The sequence below is a fragment of the Stenotrophomonas sp. STEN033 genome, assembly GCF_056856655.1.
The window spans coordinates 24060-38993 of record NZ_JBXFWM010000041.1 but is presented as its reverse complement, the minus strand read 5'-3'; the positions used below and the strand labels follow the sequence as shown (position 1 = coordinate 38993).

Sequence of the window (14934 nt, the reverse complement as noted above, 5' to 3'; positions counted from 1 at the left end):
AGCCCGCGGCGTGCCCCCCAAGCCGCGCAACGGCCGTACCCGGAAAAGCCCGGCCCGCGAATGGCTGGGCACTACCGGCACCAGCTGCCAATCCTGATCCGTCTTCATCCGCTTCCACCGATGGAGTGCCGGCATTCGCCTGCCAGCATTGATCGTGGCGTCAGTGGAGATGGAAATGGCCGTTCAACCGGGCACCAATCGCCCATCACGCCCCGAGGGAAGCATCGTGCTCGCCGGCAAGGCGACGGCCATTTGCTTCCTGGTCGGCATCTGCATGGCCATCCTGGCACCGGGTTTGCCCCCGGCGTCCCTGCGATGGCTGGCACTGCTGGCAGGAATGCTGCTCTGGTTGGCAACGCCGCGATGGCGCTGGCTGGGTGCAGTGCTGGCCGGGCTGGGCTGGACCTGCCTGCAGGCAGGCTGGAGCTTGGAGCAGCAGTTGCCTGTGGCCAGGGAGGCGCAGGAGCTGACACTGACAGGCGTTGTAAGCACGCTTCCTCAGCATGAGAGCCGACGCACGCGGTTCCAACTGCGCCTGGATACCCACGTGGATATCCCTGCGGACTTGCGCGGACGGCTGTTGCAGGTTTCCTGGTATGACCCGTTTGCTGCAACGGAACCCGGCCCGCGGATGCAACTGCGCGCGGGTGAACGTTGGCAGATGAATCTGCGCCTGCGCGCGCCGCGCGGGTTGGTCAATCCAGGTGGCTTCGATGCGGAGCGTTACGCACTGGCGCAGGGCATCGCCGCCAGCGGCATCGTCCGTCAATCGCCGCCGCCGTTGCGGGTGGGGGCGGCAGGTGGCCTGGCGGCTTGGCGTGAACGCATGGCCGCGCGGATAGTGGCACAGGTGCCGGCGGCATCGTCGCGTTATGTGCAGGCCTTGGCCTTGGGCGACACGCGTGGACTGGGCGAGGCTGACTGGCAGGTGCTGCGCGCGACCGGCTTGACCCATCTGATCGCGATCTCCGGCTTCCACGTTGGAATGGTCGCGCTGTGCGCCGCATGGCTGGTGGCCGGGCTTTGGCGCTTGCTGCCTTGGTGCGGGCGCTATTGCCCGCGTCCGCTGGCTGTCGCAATCGGTGCACTGTGCGGTGCCGGCGCATATGCGGCGGTGGCTGGCTTTGGATTGCCGACGGTGCGCACCGTGTTGATGGTTGCCGTGGTGATGCTGGCACGGCTCGGTCGCCGACCGGTCGACGTTGCCGGCGCCTTGGCCCTGGCGGCCTTGGTGGTGTTGTGGCTGGCGCCCTTGTCGGTGCTGACCGCTGGTTTCTGGCTCAGTTTTGCCGGGGTGGTGTGGCTGCTTTGGTGCCTGCCGGAGCGCGTCCACTGGCTGCGTGGTTTTCTGTCCGCACAGCGGGTGGCGACGTTGGGACTGTTGCCGCTGACTGTAATGCTGTTCGGGCAGGCCTCGGCGATCGGGCCACTGGCCAATTTGGTGGCGATCCCCTGGTGGAGCCTGGTCGTGGTGCCGTTGGCGCTGGTCGGCACTGGCCTGGAGGCGGCTGTTGCTGGTGCAGGTGGCATGGCCTGGCGCGCCTCGGCATGGTGTTTCGATCTGAGCTGGCCCTTGTTCCAGATGTTGGGCGACGCCCACTATTCATTGTGGTGGCTGCCTGAATCAAGGTGGTTTGCCTTGCCGCTGGCCTTGCTGGCGGCGGCATGGGCATTGCTGCCTGCCGGGGTCCCGGGCAAGGGCATGGCCTTGCTGTTGTGGTTGCCGCTGTGCCTGCCATGGCGTGACCGGCCCGGATCCGGTGAATTCGAGCTGGTTGCGCTGGACGTGGGACAGGGTCTGGCGGTGCTGTTGCGTACCCAGCATCACGCGCTGTTGTTTGATACCGGGCCGGCGGTGGCGGATGGTTTCGATGCGGGAGAGCGGGTGGTGGTCCCCGCGCTGCGTGCCTTGGGTGTTCGCCGTCTGGACCGACTGGTGGTCAGCCATGGTGATCACGACCATGCGGGTGGATCGGCGGCGGTCATCAACCTGCTGCCCCCGGCCAGTGTGTTGATGCCGCCTGGCCTGACGTTGGCGGCTGCGGGTGCGGCGGCGACCTGCGAGGCAGGCCAGGTCTGGCAATGGGACGGTGTGCGCTTCGAGTTTCTACACCCGCCGCCGGATTTCCCCTATCTCGGCAACGAGTCGAGTTGTGTGTTGCGGGTGCAGGGCCGCTACGGTGCGGCGTTGTTGAGCGGCGACATCGGCGAAGTGATAGAGCAGCGTCTGCTCAAACAGGTGCCGGCAAAGCTGAGCGCGGACGTGGTAGTGGTCGCCCACCATGGTAGCGGCGGTTCATCCAGCGCCGGCTTTGTCCGCGCCGCCGGCGCGCGTCTGGCATTGATCTCCAATGGCCACGGCAACCGCTTTGGCCACCCGCGCGGTGACGTAGTGGCGCGTTGGCAGCGTTCCGGGGCGGAAGTACTGGCTACCGCCGATAGCGGGATGCTGCAGGTCTGGCTGCACGAGGAGGGGGTGCAGCTGCGTGAGCGCAGAATCTGGCGTTCAAGGCTATGGGACGCCGCTGAGCGGGCGCGGTCGGCTGCTATCCTATCTGACATCGAATAGGCGGCCACGGTGCCGGAGGGTTGAAACGTGTGGGAATTGGTCAAGGCCGGCGGATGGCCGATGGTGCCGTTGCTGCTGTTGGGCGTGCTGGCATTGGCAATCGTCCTGGAGCGTTTCTGGAGCCTGCGCCGTAACGAGGTGCTGCCACCGGGGCTGGGTCAGGAGGTCCGCAACTGGGCCGCGCGCGGCAAGCTCGATGCCTCGCATATCGATTCCCTGCGCGCCAATTCGCCGCTCGGTGCCTTGCTGGCGGCGGCGCTCGAAGCACGCAACCGCCCGCGTGACCAGATCCGTGAACGGATCGAAGACACCGGTCGTCATCTGGTGCACCGGATGGGGCGCTTTCTCAATGCATTGGGCACCATTGCCTCGGCCGGTCCGTTGCTGGGCTTGCTGGGCACCGTGGTCGGCATGATCCAGATGTTCCTGGGCATCCTCGATCATGGCGTGGGCGATGTGGGCCAGCTGGCCGGCGGCATCGGCAAGGCGCTGGTGTGCACCGCGACCGGCATGATGGTCGCGATCCCGGCCTTGATGTTCCACCGCTACTTCCGTGGCCTGATTGATGGTTATGTGATCGAGATGGAGCAGGAAGCCAGCGCGTTGCTGGATGCGCTTGATGGTCGGCCGGCGGTGATGGCTGCCAGCAAGGCTGCCGCGCCGCGCCCGGCGGCAACCGAGAAGGCCTGAGCCCATGCGGATTGGTAGCAATCGTACGCAGGATGAGCCGCATATCGATCTGGTGCCCCTGATCGATGTGATCCTGGTGCTGATCATCTTCTTCGTGGTGACCACCACCTTTGATGCGCGTTCGACGCTGCAGGTGCAGTTACCCACGGCCAGTGACCAGAAGACCAGTGCGCCGCAGAGCGCCTTGAGCGTGTTGGTCAATGCCGACGGTCGTTACTTCGTCAATGACCAGGAAGTCCTGCGCACCGATATCGAGTCGCTCAAGCAGATCATCGCGCAGCTGGCCGGCGCGGATCGCGAGCAGACCGTGCTGCTGCGTGCGGATGCGCGGACGCCTTATCAGGCGGTCGTGACCGCACAGGATGCCTTGGGTCAGTTGGGGTTCCGGCGGATAGCGATTGCCACCGCACCGGAAGCCAAGCAATGAGTGACAACGCGTCGCCCTGGCAGGTCTACAAGCGTTTGCTCGGCTTTGCCAAGCCGTATCGACCGCTGCTGTTGATGGCCGGGCTGGGCATGCTGATCGAGGCGGCTGCGGGCAGCGGTTTCCTTGTGCTGATGAGCCCGATCACCAACAGTCTGGTGAATCCGCAGGACATCAACCAGTGGATGCCGTTGGCCGTCATTGGCTTGTTCCTGTTGCGAGGCGTGGCCGGCTATCTGACCGATATCGGCATGGGCAAGGCGGCACGCAGCATCGCGCGCGATTTCCGGGTGCTGGTGCTGGGCAAGTATCTGCGCTTGCCCGGTCAGCGCTTCGATGCCGAACCGGTGCCGTCGATGCTGGTGCGGCTGGGTTCGGACAGCGATCAGGTCGCGCAGGCTGCGATTGATGCGATGAAGGTTGTATTGCAGCAATCGCTGCAGGCGCTTGGGTCGCTGGCGGTGATGTTGTACTACAGCTGGCAGGTGACGCTCGCGATCTTCGTGCTGGCGCCGCCGTTGGCATGGGTGATGAACAAGGTGGCCAAACGCTACCGGCGCATCAGCCATCGCATCCAGGAAAGTGGGGCGGACCTGCTGCAGGCGGCGGACCAGGCCCTGTCCAGCCAGCAGGAAGTGAAGATCTACGGTGCGCAGCCGGCCGAGTTGGAGCGCTATACCGGGTTGGCCAATACCAATCTGCGCCTGGCGATGAAGGTTGAGGCAACGCGCAGCATTTCCTCGAGCATGGTGCAGCTGATCGGTGCGGTAGGCCTGGCTGCACTGCTTTTGATCGCCGGGCATGAGGCGGCTGCCGGGCGGCTGACGGTGGGTGATTTCGTCGGCCTGCTGATGGCGATGCTGGCGATCATTCCCGCACTGAAGCAGCTGACCAACGTGCAGAACATGACCCAGCGCGGCATCGCCTCGGCGCAGCGGCTGTTCCATGTCCTGGATGCGCAGGACGAAGTGGATAGCGGCAACCTGCCGCTGCAGCGCGCCAATGGCCTGCTGGAGTTCCGTAACGTCACTGCGCGTTATGCGGGGCAGGCCAAGCCTGCACTGGAAGACATCAGCTTCATCGCACGACCGGGCACGGTAACCGCCATCGTTGGCCGTTCCGGCAGTGGCAAGTCGACCTTGATCAAGCTGATCCCGCGTTTCTATGAAATCGAGGCTGGGCAGATCCTGCTCGATGGGCATCCGTTGCAGGACTACAGGCTGGCCGATCTGCGTCGCCAGATCGCTTTGGTGGGCCAGCAGGTCACCCTGTTCAATGGCAGCATTGCCGAGAACGTTGCCTATGGTGAATTGCAGGAGCGTGGCCAGGCACAGTTGCAGAAGGCGATCGAGGGAGCCAATGCCAGCGAATTCGTCGAGCAGCTGCCGCAGGGTGTGGATGCGCCGGTGGGGGCCAAGGGCGGCCGCCTGTCCGGCGGTCAACGTCAGCGTCTGGCGATTGCGCGCGCAATGCTCAAGGACGCACCCATCCTGATCCTGGACGAGGCCACTGCCGCGCTGGACAACGAGTCCGAGCGGCTGGTGCAGGACGCGCTGCAGAAACTGATGCCCGACCGCACCACGCTGGTCATCGCCCATCGCCTGTCCACCATCGAGCACGCCGACCAGGTGCTGGTGATGGACCAGGGGCGCATCGTCGAGCGGGGTACCCATGCCGAATTGTTGGCCTTGGGCGGTTTGTACGAACACCTGCATAGCATGCAGTTCCGCGACAGGCAGGAATGATGGCCAAGCAAGGACCGCAAACGCCGGCCTATTGGTATGGCGATGCGCCGGTGCCGTTGCCGGCCCGGTTGTTGGCGCCCCTGTATGGCGCGGTGACCGGTCTGCGCCGCAGCCTGTACCGACGCGGCTGGCTGCGCGCCGGGCAGGTGCCGGTGCCGGTGATCGTGGTCGGCAATATCACCGCCGGTGGTACCGGCAAGACGCCCTTGACCATCGAACTGGTCAATCGTCTGCGTGAAGCGGGCTGGAAGCCTGGTGTTGCCAGCCGCGGTTATGGCCGCGATGAGGCCGATACGGCGCGCTGGGTCACTGCCGATATGGACGTGCGTCTGGGCGGCGATGAGCCGGTGCTGATCGCCTGGAAGACCGGCGTTCCGGTACGGGTGGACAAGGATCGGGTTGCGGCCGCCAAGGCCTTGCTGGAGGCCGGCTGCGACGTGGTGGTCTGCGATGACGGCCTGCAGCATTACCGTTTGGCCCGCGATATCGAGATCGAAGTCGTCGACGCGGTGCGTCGTTATGGCAACGGCAAGCTGTTGCCGGCCGGACCCTTGCGTGAACCCGCATCGCGCGCGGCGCATTGCGATTTCCGCGTGGTCAATCTGGGGCAGGTCAGCGATACGCATGCGGCGTTGGCCGACTCGGGCTTTGGCGAGTGGGCAATGCGCTTGTCGATCGATGTGGCGCGGCCGTTGAAAGGTGGTCGCGACAAGGCACTGAGGGCGTTCGCCGGGCAGCGCGTGCATGCGGTGGCTGGCATCGCCAACCCGCAGCGGTTCTTCCAGATGCTGCGCAGTCGCGATATCGGCGTCGTACCGCATGCCTTTGCCGATCATCATCGCTACACGGCGGAAGACCTGTCCTTCGGCAGCGAGTTGCCGGTATTGATGACTGAGAAAGACGCAGTCAAATGCCAGGGCTTCGCCACGGCATGGCACTACGCGGTACCGTTGCAGGCAGAATTGCCGGCGGCGTTCTGGGTGGCATTGCTCGACCGCTTGGGCAAGCTTGCCCGCGGCTGAGGCAGGCCGTTGTCGGTGTGTTGGAAGGAGTTGAAATGAGCGTTGTTCCTGAATTCGTGGTGGCCATTCCGGCGCGCTATGCCTCCACCCGTTTGCCCGGCAAACCCCTGGCGCTGATCGGCGGCGAGCCGATGGTGCTGCATGTGGCGCGCCGTGCGCTGGCGGCGGGCGCGCGCGAAGTCTGGGTGGCCACTGATGATGCGCGTATCGCGCAGGCGGTGGCGGGGCTGCCCGGTATTCATGTTGCGATGACTGACCCGGCACATGCTTCCGGTACTGACCGCCTTGCCGAGTGCGCGCGGCAGGCCGGCTGGGCCGACGATGTGATCGTGGTGAACCTGCAGGGTGATGAGCCGTTCGCCCCGGCGGCGGGAATCCAGGCGGTGGCGGCGATTCTTGCCGACAGCGGTGCGCCGATGTCGACGTTGGCGACCCGGGTGGAAGACGCCCCGACCCTGTTTGATCCCAACGTGGTCAAACTGGTGCGCACCACGCAGGGCGATGCCTTGTATTTCAGTCGTGCGCCGATTCCGTGGCATCGTGACGGTTTCGCCCACAGCCGCGACGTATTGCCCCCCGGCCAGTGGCTGCGGCATATCGGTATCTACGGTTACAGGGCTGGCTTCCTGCAGCAGTTCGCAGGGATGCCTCCCGGTCATCTGGAACAGCTCGAATCGCTGGAGCAACTGCGAGTGCTCGAGGCTGGCTTCCGTATTGCCGTGGGCCTGTCTCCCGCACCGTTCCCGCCGGGGATCGATACCCCGGAAGACCTGCAGCGCGCTGATGCGCAGGCGAGGGCAGGGCAGTGAAGTTGCTGGTGGTCTGCCTGGGCAATATCTGCCGGTCGCCGATGGGTGAAGGGATCTTGCATGCGCGGATTGCCGAGGCAGGTCTGGACAGCTGGGTGCAGGTTGATTCGGCCGGGACCTCGGGCCATTGGCATGCAGGACGCGGTCCGGATCCACGGGCCGTTGCCTGTGCCCGCGGCCATGGTGTGGATATCTCGGCGCAGCGTGCCCGCCAGTTGCTGGCCGAGGATTTCGAGGAATACGACCTGATCCTGTGCGCTGACGACGACAATCTGCGCGATGCCCGGGCGTTGGCGCCTGCCGGACTGGAAGCGCGCGCGGTGCTGTGGTTGCCGTGGGCAGGCATCGATGGGGCGGATGGGGTGCCGGATCCCTATTACGGTGATGTGAGAGATTTCGAAACCAGCTGGGCATTGCTCGATGCTGCGGCCCAGGTCACGGTGCGCCGCCTGTCGCGGCGCGACGACTCCGGCATAATCCCTGCATGAACGAAAACCGCGTAACGGAACTGCCCACGTCCGCTATCTGGCTCAATGCAGCGCCTGCGACCTTGCAGGACATGCGTGGTCGCCCGCTGGTACTGGCCTTCGTCAACGGCGCCTCTGTGTGGTGCATGCAGCGGCTGGCCGAAGTCATGCGCTGGCAGGCGCGCAATCCTGGCCGGGTGCAGTTGCTGGTGGTGCAGGTGCCGCGGTTCGAATTCGAACGCGAACCGCAGCATGCGTTGAAGTTGCTGCGTAGGCAGGGCGTCAACGCGCCCATCGTGCTCGATGCGCAGTGGGATGCCTGGCGACGGTTCGATGTGCAGTCTTGGCCAACCCTGCTGTTGCTCGACGCCTATGGGCAGGAACAGGAGCGCCTGGTCGGCTCGAGCGGCGATCTGGAACGGGCCTTGAACAACCTGGGCGAAGGCCAGATGCGGCCGCTCGATGACGATGCCTATGGCATCCGCGAGATCAACGCCGAGCCGCGCCTGCCGCTGCTGTTCCCGGGCGGGCTGGTGGCCACGGCCGATCGTCTTTATGTGGCTGATACCGGTCACCATCGGGTGCTGGAGTGCAATCATGCCGGCCGGGTGTTGCGTCAGTTTGGGCTGGGCAGTGCCGACCTGATCAACGGTGGCGTCGGTGAGGCGGCCTTCAATCGACCGCAGGGCCTGGCCTTGGTGCGCGAGATCCTGTACGTGGCCGATACCGGCAACCATGCCTTGCGCAGTATCAACCTGATCAGTGGCCAGGTGGACACCTTGTGCGGTACCGGCCGTGCCGGTGATCCGCGCGCCGGTGTGCTGGCCCAGCCCTGGGACAGTCCGCTCAATCATCCGGCAGCGGTGGCGGTGGCGGACAACCAGGTCCATATCGCGATGGCGGGTGACAACCATATCTGGAGCTACGACCTGGGCACCCGTGAGCTGCGCTGGCGGGCCGGTGCCGGCGCGGTGGAAGTGCGCGATGGCAGCGGTCATCTGGCTGCGTTCGCGCAGCCCAGCAGCCTGGTCGCGGTGCAGCAGACCTTGTATGTCTGCGACGCGCTCGGCTCGGCAATCCGTTCCGTGCAGTTGCGCGGTGACCTGGTGCAGACCCTGGTCGGGCAGGGGCCGTGGGAGTCGGGCAATGTTGATGGCCCGCGCCTGCGTGCACGCCTGCAGTACCCGTTGGCATTGGCAATGGGGCCGGATTCGCCGCTGCTGTGGATTGCCGATGCCGGCAATGGTTCGCTGCGTACCCTGCGCCTGGGCGGCGGTGACCTGTCCACCGTCAACCTGCCGCGTCGCCTGCATGGCCCGGCCGCGCTGGCGGTGGCCGCCGGGGCGATCTGGATTGCCGAGGCCGACGCGCATGCGGTGCTGCGTTTTGATCCACTCAGCGGTGAACTGAGTGAAGTGCCGATTGAAGGATGACCGACGTCGTTGCCAATGAATTCGATGGCAAGGCCTTCGCGGCGGCGCTGAGTACCGCGCCTGGTGTGTACCGGATGTACGCTGCCGACGACACCTTGCTGTACGTGGGCAAGGCCGGCGCGCTGCGCAAGCGCGTAGGCAGCTATTTCAACGGCTCGCCGAAGAGCCGGCGCATCATGATGATGCTGTCGCAGGTGGCGCGGATGGATGTCACCGTGACCCGCACCGAGGCTGAAGCACTGCTGCTGGAAAACCAGCTGATCAAGTCGCTGAACCCGCGTTACAACGTGTCGTTGCGTGATGACAAAACCTATCCGCAGGTGTTGCTGACCCGTGAGCAATGGCCACGGATCGCCCTGCATCGCGGTCCGCGTGCGGTGCCCGGGCGCTATTACGGGCCGTATCCGGGCGTCGGCGCGGTGCGTGAAACGCTGAACCTGATGCACAAGCTGTTCAAGTTGCGCAGCTGCGAAGACAGCGTGTTCCGCAACCGCTCGCGGCCCTGCCTGCAGTACCAGATTGGTCGTTGCAGCGCTCCCTGCGTGGAACTGGTGCCACAGGCCGAGTACGACGAATCGGTGCGGCGTGCGGCGATGTTCCTGGAGGGCAAGAGTGACCAGCTCGCCGACGAATTGATGCAGGCCATGCAGCAGGCCAGCGATACGCTGGAGTTCGAGCGTGCCGCGCGGCTGCGTGATCTGGTCGCTTCGTTGCGCAGCATGCAGAACCGCCAGTATGTCGATGGCCGCGCCGCCGATCTGGACGTGCTGGCCTGCGCAACCCAGGGCGCCAGTGCCTGCGTGATGCTGCTGGCCTTCCGTGATGGCCGCAATCTCGGCACGCGCGCGTTCTTCCCGCGCACCAACGGCGAGGACAGTGCCGAAGAGGTGCTGGCCGCGTTTGTCTCGCAGTACTACGTCGAACATGAGCCGCCGGCTGAAGTGCTGCTGGATCGGCAGATTCCAGATGCGGAGATGATCGAGGCCGCGCTCAGTGCGTCGGCCGAGCGCAAGGTTGCCTTGAAGTGGAACGTGCGCGGCGAGCGCGCGGGCTACGTCGAGCTGGCCAGTCGCAACGCGCAGATCACCCTGGTCGCCGAGATGGACAGCGCGGGCGCGCAGCAGGCGCGCAGCGAAGCCGTGCGCGAGATGCTGGGGCTGGCCGAGCCGGTCAAGCGCGTGGAGTGCTTTGATATCAGTCACACCATGGGCGAGGCCACCGTTGCCTCCTGCGTGGTCTTCGATGCTGCGGGCCCGGTACGTGCGCAGTACCGGCGCTACAACATCAGCGGCATCGAGCCGGGCGACGATTACGCCGCCATGCGCCAGGCCATCGATCGGCGTTTCCGTCGCGCGGTGGAGGAGGGTGGCGTACTGCCTGACGTGTTGCTGATCGACGGCGGTGCTGGACAGTTGGCGCAGGCACAGGCAGCGCTGGCCGATCTGGGTGTGGAAGGGGTGATGCTGGTGGGTGTGGCCAAGGGAGTTGAACGCCGCGCTGGTCACGAAGCGCTGGTATTGCCCGATGGCCGCGAGCTGCGCCCGGGCGCGGCGTCACCGGCCCTGCAGTTCATCCAGCAGGTGCGCGACGAGGCCCATCGCTTTGCCATCACCGGCCATCGTGGGCGTCGCCAGAAGGCGCGCATGACCAGCAAACTCGAGGATATTCCAGGTATCGGTCCGCGTCGGCGTGCGAGCCTGCTCAAGCATTTCGGCGGCATTGCCGGCCTGAAAGCGGCGGGCGAGGCCGAAATTGCCCGCGTTGAAGGCATCAATGCCGCCCTGGCTGCGCGTATCTACGCTAACCTTCATGGTCTGTCGGTACCCGATCCGGCAGCGGAGTAACGTTGTAATGAAATTGACCATCCCCACCTGGCTGACCCTGCTGCGGATCCTGATGATCCCGGTACTGGTACTGGTGTTCTATCTGCCCTATGCCTGGACCAACTTCGCCTCGGCGGCGATTTTCGGCCTGGCGGCGATCACCGATTGGCTGGATGGTTGGGTGGCGCGGCGTTACCAGCAGCATTCGGCATTTGGTGCCTTCCTTGACCCGGTGGCGGACAAGTTGATGGTGGCGGTGGCCTTGTTCCTGATCGTGCAGGGGCACCCGACGCCGTGGATGGCGTTCTGGGCGGCGGTGATCGTCGGTCGGGAGATCGCGGTATCTGCCCTGCGCGAATGGATGGCTGAAATCGGCCAGCGCGCCAAGGTGCGGGTAGCGATGATCGGCAAGGTCAAGACCACCGCGCAGATGGTGGCGCTGCTCTGCCTGCTGTATTCGGTGTCACCCAATACCTCTTACAAAACCATCTGGATGGGCGAGCCGGTTTTCCATATCGGTGACTGGATGCTGGCCATCGCCGCTTTGCTGACTCTGGTGTCTGCATTGCAATACCTGCGTGCGGCCTGGCCGAGCCTGCGTGAAGACGAAAAGGCCGCCCGAAATGGTGCAGTCAAAAAGTAAACGGGCTGTTGACACTGCGCCCAATGCATGTAGAATTTCGCCTCCCAAGCGGGAATAGCTCAGTTGGTAGAGCGCAACCTTGCCAAGGTTGAGGTCGCGAGTTCGAGTCTCGTTTCCCGCTCCAGTTTCAAACATCGCACTGTGCGAATGCATGGTTTGATGCGTAAATTGATGTAGCAAGCCTGCGGGAATAGCTCAGTTGGTAGAGCGCAACCTTGCCAAGGTTGAGGTCGCGAGTTCGAGTCTCGTTTCCCGCTCCAGTCTTGCAATACATCTCGAATGTTGGCGCTCTGTTTCGCAGATGCTGCATTCAATCCGCGGGAATAGCTCAGTTGGTAGAGCGCAACCTTGCCAAGGTTGAGGTCGCGAGTTCGAGTCTCGTTTCCCGCTCCAGATAGTGACCAGCAGATTCCATGTGATATCTGCAGGTAAAGAAAAGCCCCTGACGGGGCTTTTTTGTTGTCCGCGATTTACCTCCAGCCAACTGCTGCCGACATCGGCAGCAGTTGACGATGCGTGACGCTGCTCAGCGCGCGCCGTGCGCTGCAGGTTCCGCAGTGGGGGTGTGGGCCGCTGCACTCCATGCACGCAGCCCGATCACGGCAAGACCGAGGAAGAACACGTACAGCGCCGCGGTCACATGCAGTGACTTGAACAGATACGCGCCCACGTACACCACGTCGACCACGATCCACAGCCACCAGGTGGCGGTGTGGCGGCGTGCTTGCCACCACTGTGCGACCAGGCTCAAGCCGGTGAGTATCGCGTCCAGCCACGGCAGTGAGGCATCGGTGAGGCTGTGCATGCCGGCACCAAGCGCGATGCCGCCAAGCAAACCGATGCCCAGGTCACGCAGCATCTTGCTGCGTGACAGGGGCACGATGCGCACGCTGCCTTCGTCGGCGTTGTGACGCCGCCAGTTGATCCAGCCGTAGACCAGGAAGACGGCAAAGGCGAGCTGCAGCAGAGTGTCCGAATACAGCTTGGCTTCGGCGAATACCAGTGCATACAGCGCCACCGACAACAGGCCGACCGGCCAGGCGACCATCCGCCGTTGCGCCATCAGCCAGACGCCGAGGATGCTGCATAGCGCGGCCGACCATTCGAGCGCGGCGCTGCTCACAGCGCGACGCTCACCGATACGCGTGCCTGTCGCGGTGCGCCCGGGAACAGGTAGTAGTCCCCCAGGCTGCTGCCGGTGTCGCGCCAGTAGAAGCGGTTGAACAGATTGTCCACCGACAGGTTCCAGCTCACTGCGTGGCCTTGCAGCTGGTGCTTGAAGCGCAGGCCAGCGTCGAACAGGTTGTAGCTCGGTGCGCGTACCGCGCCATCAGCGCGCGCGGTATTCGCCGATGCGTAGCGCCAGCCGCCGGTCAGGTCCAGCCCTTCAACGAAGGGCAGTGCATAGCTCAGGTGCACGCTGGTCCGCAGCTTGGGGACGTTGACCAGTTGGTGGCCTTCGTAGTCCGGCGTGCCGGTGTCGCGCGCACGTGCCTGCAATAGGCTGGCGCTGGCGACAACCTGCAATGCATCGGTGAGCTGGCCGTTGGCCGTCAGTTCCAGGCCGATGTGGGCCTGCTTGCCTTGCTCGACGAAGGTGTAGCCGACATCGCTGTCGTCGGGCTTTGCGTACTGGTAGGGCTGGGTGGTGCGGAACAGTGCTGCGCCCAGCGTCAGCTGCTCGGTGCTGGAATACTTCACGCCGATTTCGAGTTGTCGCGACTGCACTGCCGGCAGGAAGGTATCGGCGTTGGCGGTCCAGAACGGTGCTTCCTGGCCCAGCGAGATGCCTTCGACATAGCTGGCATAGGCATTGATGCTGTCGCTGGCCTTCCACATCACCGCGGTCTGCGGTAGAAAGCGCGACAGGCGGCTGCGACGTTGCGGGTTGCCGCGCTTGTCGTAGGCGCGTTCGTCCAGGCGCACGAAGCGGCCGCCGGCCAGCCATTGCCAGTCTTCATTGAGCTGGATGCGATCCAGTGCGAAGACGGCGGTCTGGCGGCTGTCGAGGCGGCGTGCGGAGGCGCCGGGCATCAGTGGCGAAGGCTCGAATACGGGCAACTGTTGGTCGTGGATGTTGACCGTGCCGACGTACTCGTTGACGTTGCGGCGCTTGTCCACGGTGCGGCGGAACTGGTCGGCACCCACGGTCAGCTGATGGCTGATGCTGCCGGTGTCGAAGCTGCCGCGCAGCTCGGCGCGCAGCTCCTGGTTGCGACGGGTATCGTCCGGGCTGCGGTAGTCGTAGATGTCGTAATCGCCATTGGGGGCGAAGTAATTGCCCGGCACGCTGCCATCGGCACATTCTGCGGCGTAATAGCAGCCATAGGCGAAGGCGACGTTGTCATCGATCACCGTGCGGCTGTGGCTGACGGCAACGCGGGATTGCCAATCGGCGCTGAAGTCGTAGGTGTGCAGCGCAGTGATATTGGTGCTGGCAATGCCTACCGGCTGCTGCCACGGCTGGTAACCGAGCAGGTGCTCGCGGTCCACGCCGGTCGGCAGTTTGCTCGCGCCCAGCAACTGGTAGCCGGAGGCTGAGCGCTGCGCGCTGGTCTGGTAGTTGGCATCCACTTCAAGCTTGCCGCGCTCGCCGATCAGCCAGTCGGTCGCCAGCGAATAGAAATTGCGGCGGCCATCGGCATGTTCGATATAGGACGCGCTGTCGTCCCAGGCGGCGTTGAAGCGCAGGCCGATGCGCGGGGTCAGCCAATGGCCGACGTCGATGGCGGCGTAGCGTGAGCCTTCGTTGTCGGTGCCCAGGGTGACGGTGCGTACTTCGGCCGGCCGCTTGCCGACGTAGTTGATGATGCCGCCCGGCGCCATCACCCCGGCCGCCAGGCCAGCTTCGCCCTTGAGCACTTCCACCGACTGCAGGTTCTCCAGCGCCAGCCGCTGTTCGCCGGCAATCGACATGCCGTTGAAACGATAGCCGGTGGCGGTATCCAGTGCGAAGCCGCGGATGGCGACGTTCTGGTAATAGCCGACCGGTGCATAGGCATCGCCCAGCGAAGCGTCATTGCTGGCCAGTTCGGACAGCGAGCGCACCTGCTGATGATCGAGGAAGTCGCGGTCCAGCACGTTCATTGATGCCGGGGTGCTTTTCCAGTCGCCGCTGCCAAAGCTGTTGACGCGGGCGTTGTCCGCTTCCGGCTGACGGGCCTGCACGCGTACGGCGGCCAGTTCGGTCGGCGAGTGTTCGACAGCCGCATCGAGGCCGGTGTCGCTGGCGTACAGCGGCAGGGTGGTGCTCAGGGCGAGGGACAACAGCGTGGGGCGCAGGCAGCGGTTCATTCGATTCGTCTTCAG

At 64.8% G+C, this 14934-nt stretch carries 12 protein-coding genes and 3 tRNA genes; 13 read left to right on the top strand and 2 right to left on the bottom strand.

Annotated elements, in window-relative coordinates:
• Positions 1 to 274: 274 nt before the first annotated feature.
• The 13 genes from AC1VXC_RS13970 to AC1VXC_RS13910 all read left to right on the top strand — a co-directional run bounded on the left by AC1VXC_RS13970 (position 275) and on the right by AC1VXC_RS13910 (position 12018).
• A complete protein-coding gene (locus tag AC1VXC_RS13970) occupies positions 275 to 2569 on the top strand; it encodes a DNA internalization-related competence protein ComEC/Rec2 (protein ID WP_481539617.1) in 2295 nt (764 codons plus the stop codon).
• Between the two features lie 27 nt (positions 2570 to 2596).
• The gene (locus tag AC1VXC_RS13965; protein ID WP_282270584.1) at positions 2597 to 3259 is read left to right on the top strand and encodes a MotA/TolQ/ExbB proton channel family protein; all 663 of its coding nucleotides are present in this window, start codon (positions 2597 to 2599) and stop codon (positions 3257 to 3259) included.
• A 4-nt stretch (positions 3260 to 3263) separates the two neighbouring features.
• Positions 3264 to 3686 (top strand): ExbD/TolR family protein, encoded by a 423-nt coding sequence (locus tag AC1VXC_RS13960; protein ID WP_313173611.1) that lies wholly within the window; start codon positions 3264 to 3266, stop codon positions 3684 to 3686.
• Complete coding sequence (msbA, locus tag AC1VXC_RS13955; protein WP_313173612.1) at positions 3683 to 5428, top strand: lipid A export permease/ATP-binding protein MsbA; 1746 nt, start codon at positions 3683 to 3685, stop codon at positions 5426 to 5428. Before AC1VXC_RS13960 ends, msbA begins: the two co-directional genes overlap by 4 nt.
• Positions 5428 to 6450 carry a tetraacyldisaccharide 4'-kinase gene (lpxK, locus tag AC1VXC_RS13950; RefSeq protein ID WP_481539616.1) on the top strand — a complete coding sequence of 341 codons (1023 nt, stop codon included), beginning with the start codon at positions 5428 to 5430 and terminating at the stop codon, positions 6448 to 6450. The genes msbA and lpxK overlap by 1 nt, the downstream gene beginning before the upstream one ends.
• 35 nt (positions 6451 to 6485) lie before the next feature.
• Positions 6486 to 7259 (top strand): 3-deoxy-manno-octulosonate cytidylyltransferase, encoded by a 774-nt coding sequence (gene kdsB / locus AC1VXC_RS13945; protein ID WP_481539615.1) that lies wholly within the window; start codon positions 6486 to 6488, stop codon positions 7257 to 7259.
• Positions 7256 to 7747, top strand: a complete 492-nt coding sequence (locus AC1VXC_RS13940; RefSeq protein ID WP_481539614.1) for a low molecular weight protein-tyrosine-phosphatase — start codon at positions 7256 to 7258, stop codon at positions 7745 to 7747. The genes kdsB and AC1VXC_RS13940 overlap by 4 nt, the downstream gene beginning before the upstream one ends.
• Positions 7744 to 9159 carry a hypothetical protein gene (locus AC1VXC_RS13935; RefSeq protein WP_313173616.1) on the top strand — a complete coding sequence of 472 codons (1416 nt, stop codon included), beginning with the start codon at positions 7744 to 7746 and terminating at the stop codon, positions 9157 to 9159. The genes AC1VXC_RS13940 and AC1VXC_RS13935 overlap by 4 nt, the downstream gene beginning before the upstream one ends.
• Complete coding sequence (gene uvrC, locus AC1VXC_RS13930) at positions 9156 to 11003, top strand: excinuclease ABC subunit UvrC (protein ID WP_481539613.1); 1848 nt, start codon at positions 9156 to 9158, stop codon at positions 11001 to 11003. Before AC1VXC_RS13935 ends, uvrC begins: the two co-directional genes overlap by 4 nt.
• 7 nt (positions 11004 to 11010) lie before the next feature.
• A complete protein-coding gene (gene pgsA, locus AC1VXC_RS13925) occupies positions 11011 to 11625 on the top strand; it encodes a CDP-diacylglycerol--glycerol-3-phosphate 3-phosphatidyltransferase (protein WP_313173618.1) in 615 nt (204 codons plus the stop codon).
• A 48-nt stretch (positions 11626 to 11673) separates the two neighbouring features.
• Positions 11674 to 11749 (top strand) — tRNA-Gly (locus AC1VXC_RS13920).
• Between the two features lie 60 nt (positions 11750 to 11809).
• A tRNA-Gly gene (locus AC1VXC_RS13915) sits at positions 11810 to 11885 on the top strand.
• 57 nt (positions 11886 to 11942) lie between these two features.
• Positions 11943 to 12018: transfer RNA gene (locus AC1VXC_RS13910), tRNA-Gly, on the top strand.
• A gap of 133 nt (positions 12019 to 12151) precedes the next feature.
• On the opposite strand, the gene pnuC is transcribed toward AC1VXC_RS13910, so the two are convergent.
• Entirely contained in the window at positions 12152 to 12748 is a 597-nt protein-coding gene (pnuC, locus tag AC1VXC_RS13905; protein ID WP_313171373.1) for a nicotinamide riboside transporter PnuC, read from the bottom strand.
• The gene (locus AC1VXC_RS13900) at positions 12745 to 14919 is read right to left on the bottom strand and encodes a TonB-dependent receptor (RefSeq protein ID WP_313171375.1); all 2175 of its coding nucleotides are present in this window, start codon (positions 14917 to 14919) and stop codon (positions 12745 to 12747) included. Before AC1VXC_RS13900 ends, pnuC begins: the two co-directional genes overlap by 4 nt.
• Positions 14920 to 14934: the final 15 nt, after the last annotated feature.

Coding starts and splice junctions, on each gene's coding strand:
- pgsA (WP_313173618.1), top strand. CDS start 11,011: ATGAAATTGACCATCCCCACCTGGCTGACCCTGCTGCGGATCCTGATG.
- uvrC (WP_481539613.1), top strand. CDS start 9,156: ATGACCGACGTCGTTGCCAATGAATTCGATGGCAAGGCCTTCGCGGCG.
- AC1VXC_RS13935 (WP_313173616.1), top strand. CDS start 7,744: ATGAACGAAAACCGCGTAACGGAACTGCCCACGTCCGCTATCTGGCTC.
- msbA (WP_313173612.1), top strand. CDS start 3,683: ATGAGTGACAACGCGTCGCCCTGGCAGGTCTACAAGCGTTTGCTCGGC.
- AC1VXC_RS13960 (WP_313173611.1), top strand. CDS start 3,264: ATGCGGATTGGTAGCAATCGTACGCAGGATGAGCCGCATATCGATCTG.
- AC1VXC_RS13900 (WP_313171375.1), bottom strand. CDS start 14,919: ATGAACCGCTGCCTGCGCCCCACGCTGTTGTCCCTCGCCCTGAGCACC.
- AC1VXC_RS13970 (WP_481539617.1), top strand. CDS start 275: ATGGCCATCCTGGCACCGGGTTTGCCCCCGGCGTCCCTGCGATGGCTG.
- kdsB (WP_481539615.1), top strand. CDS start 6,486: ATGAGCGTTGTTCCTGAATTCGTGGTGGCCATTCCGGCGCGCTATGCC.
- lpxK (WP_481539616.1), top strand. CDS start 5,428: ATGGCCAAGCAAGGACCGCAAACGCCGGCCTATTGGTATGGCGATGCG.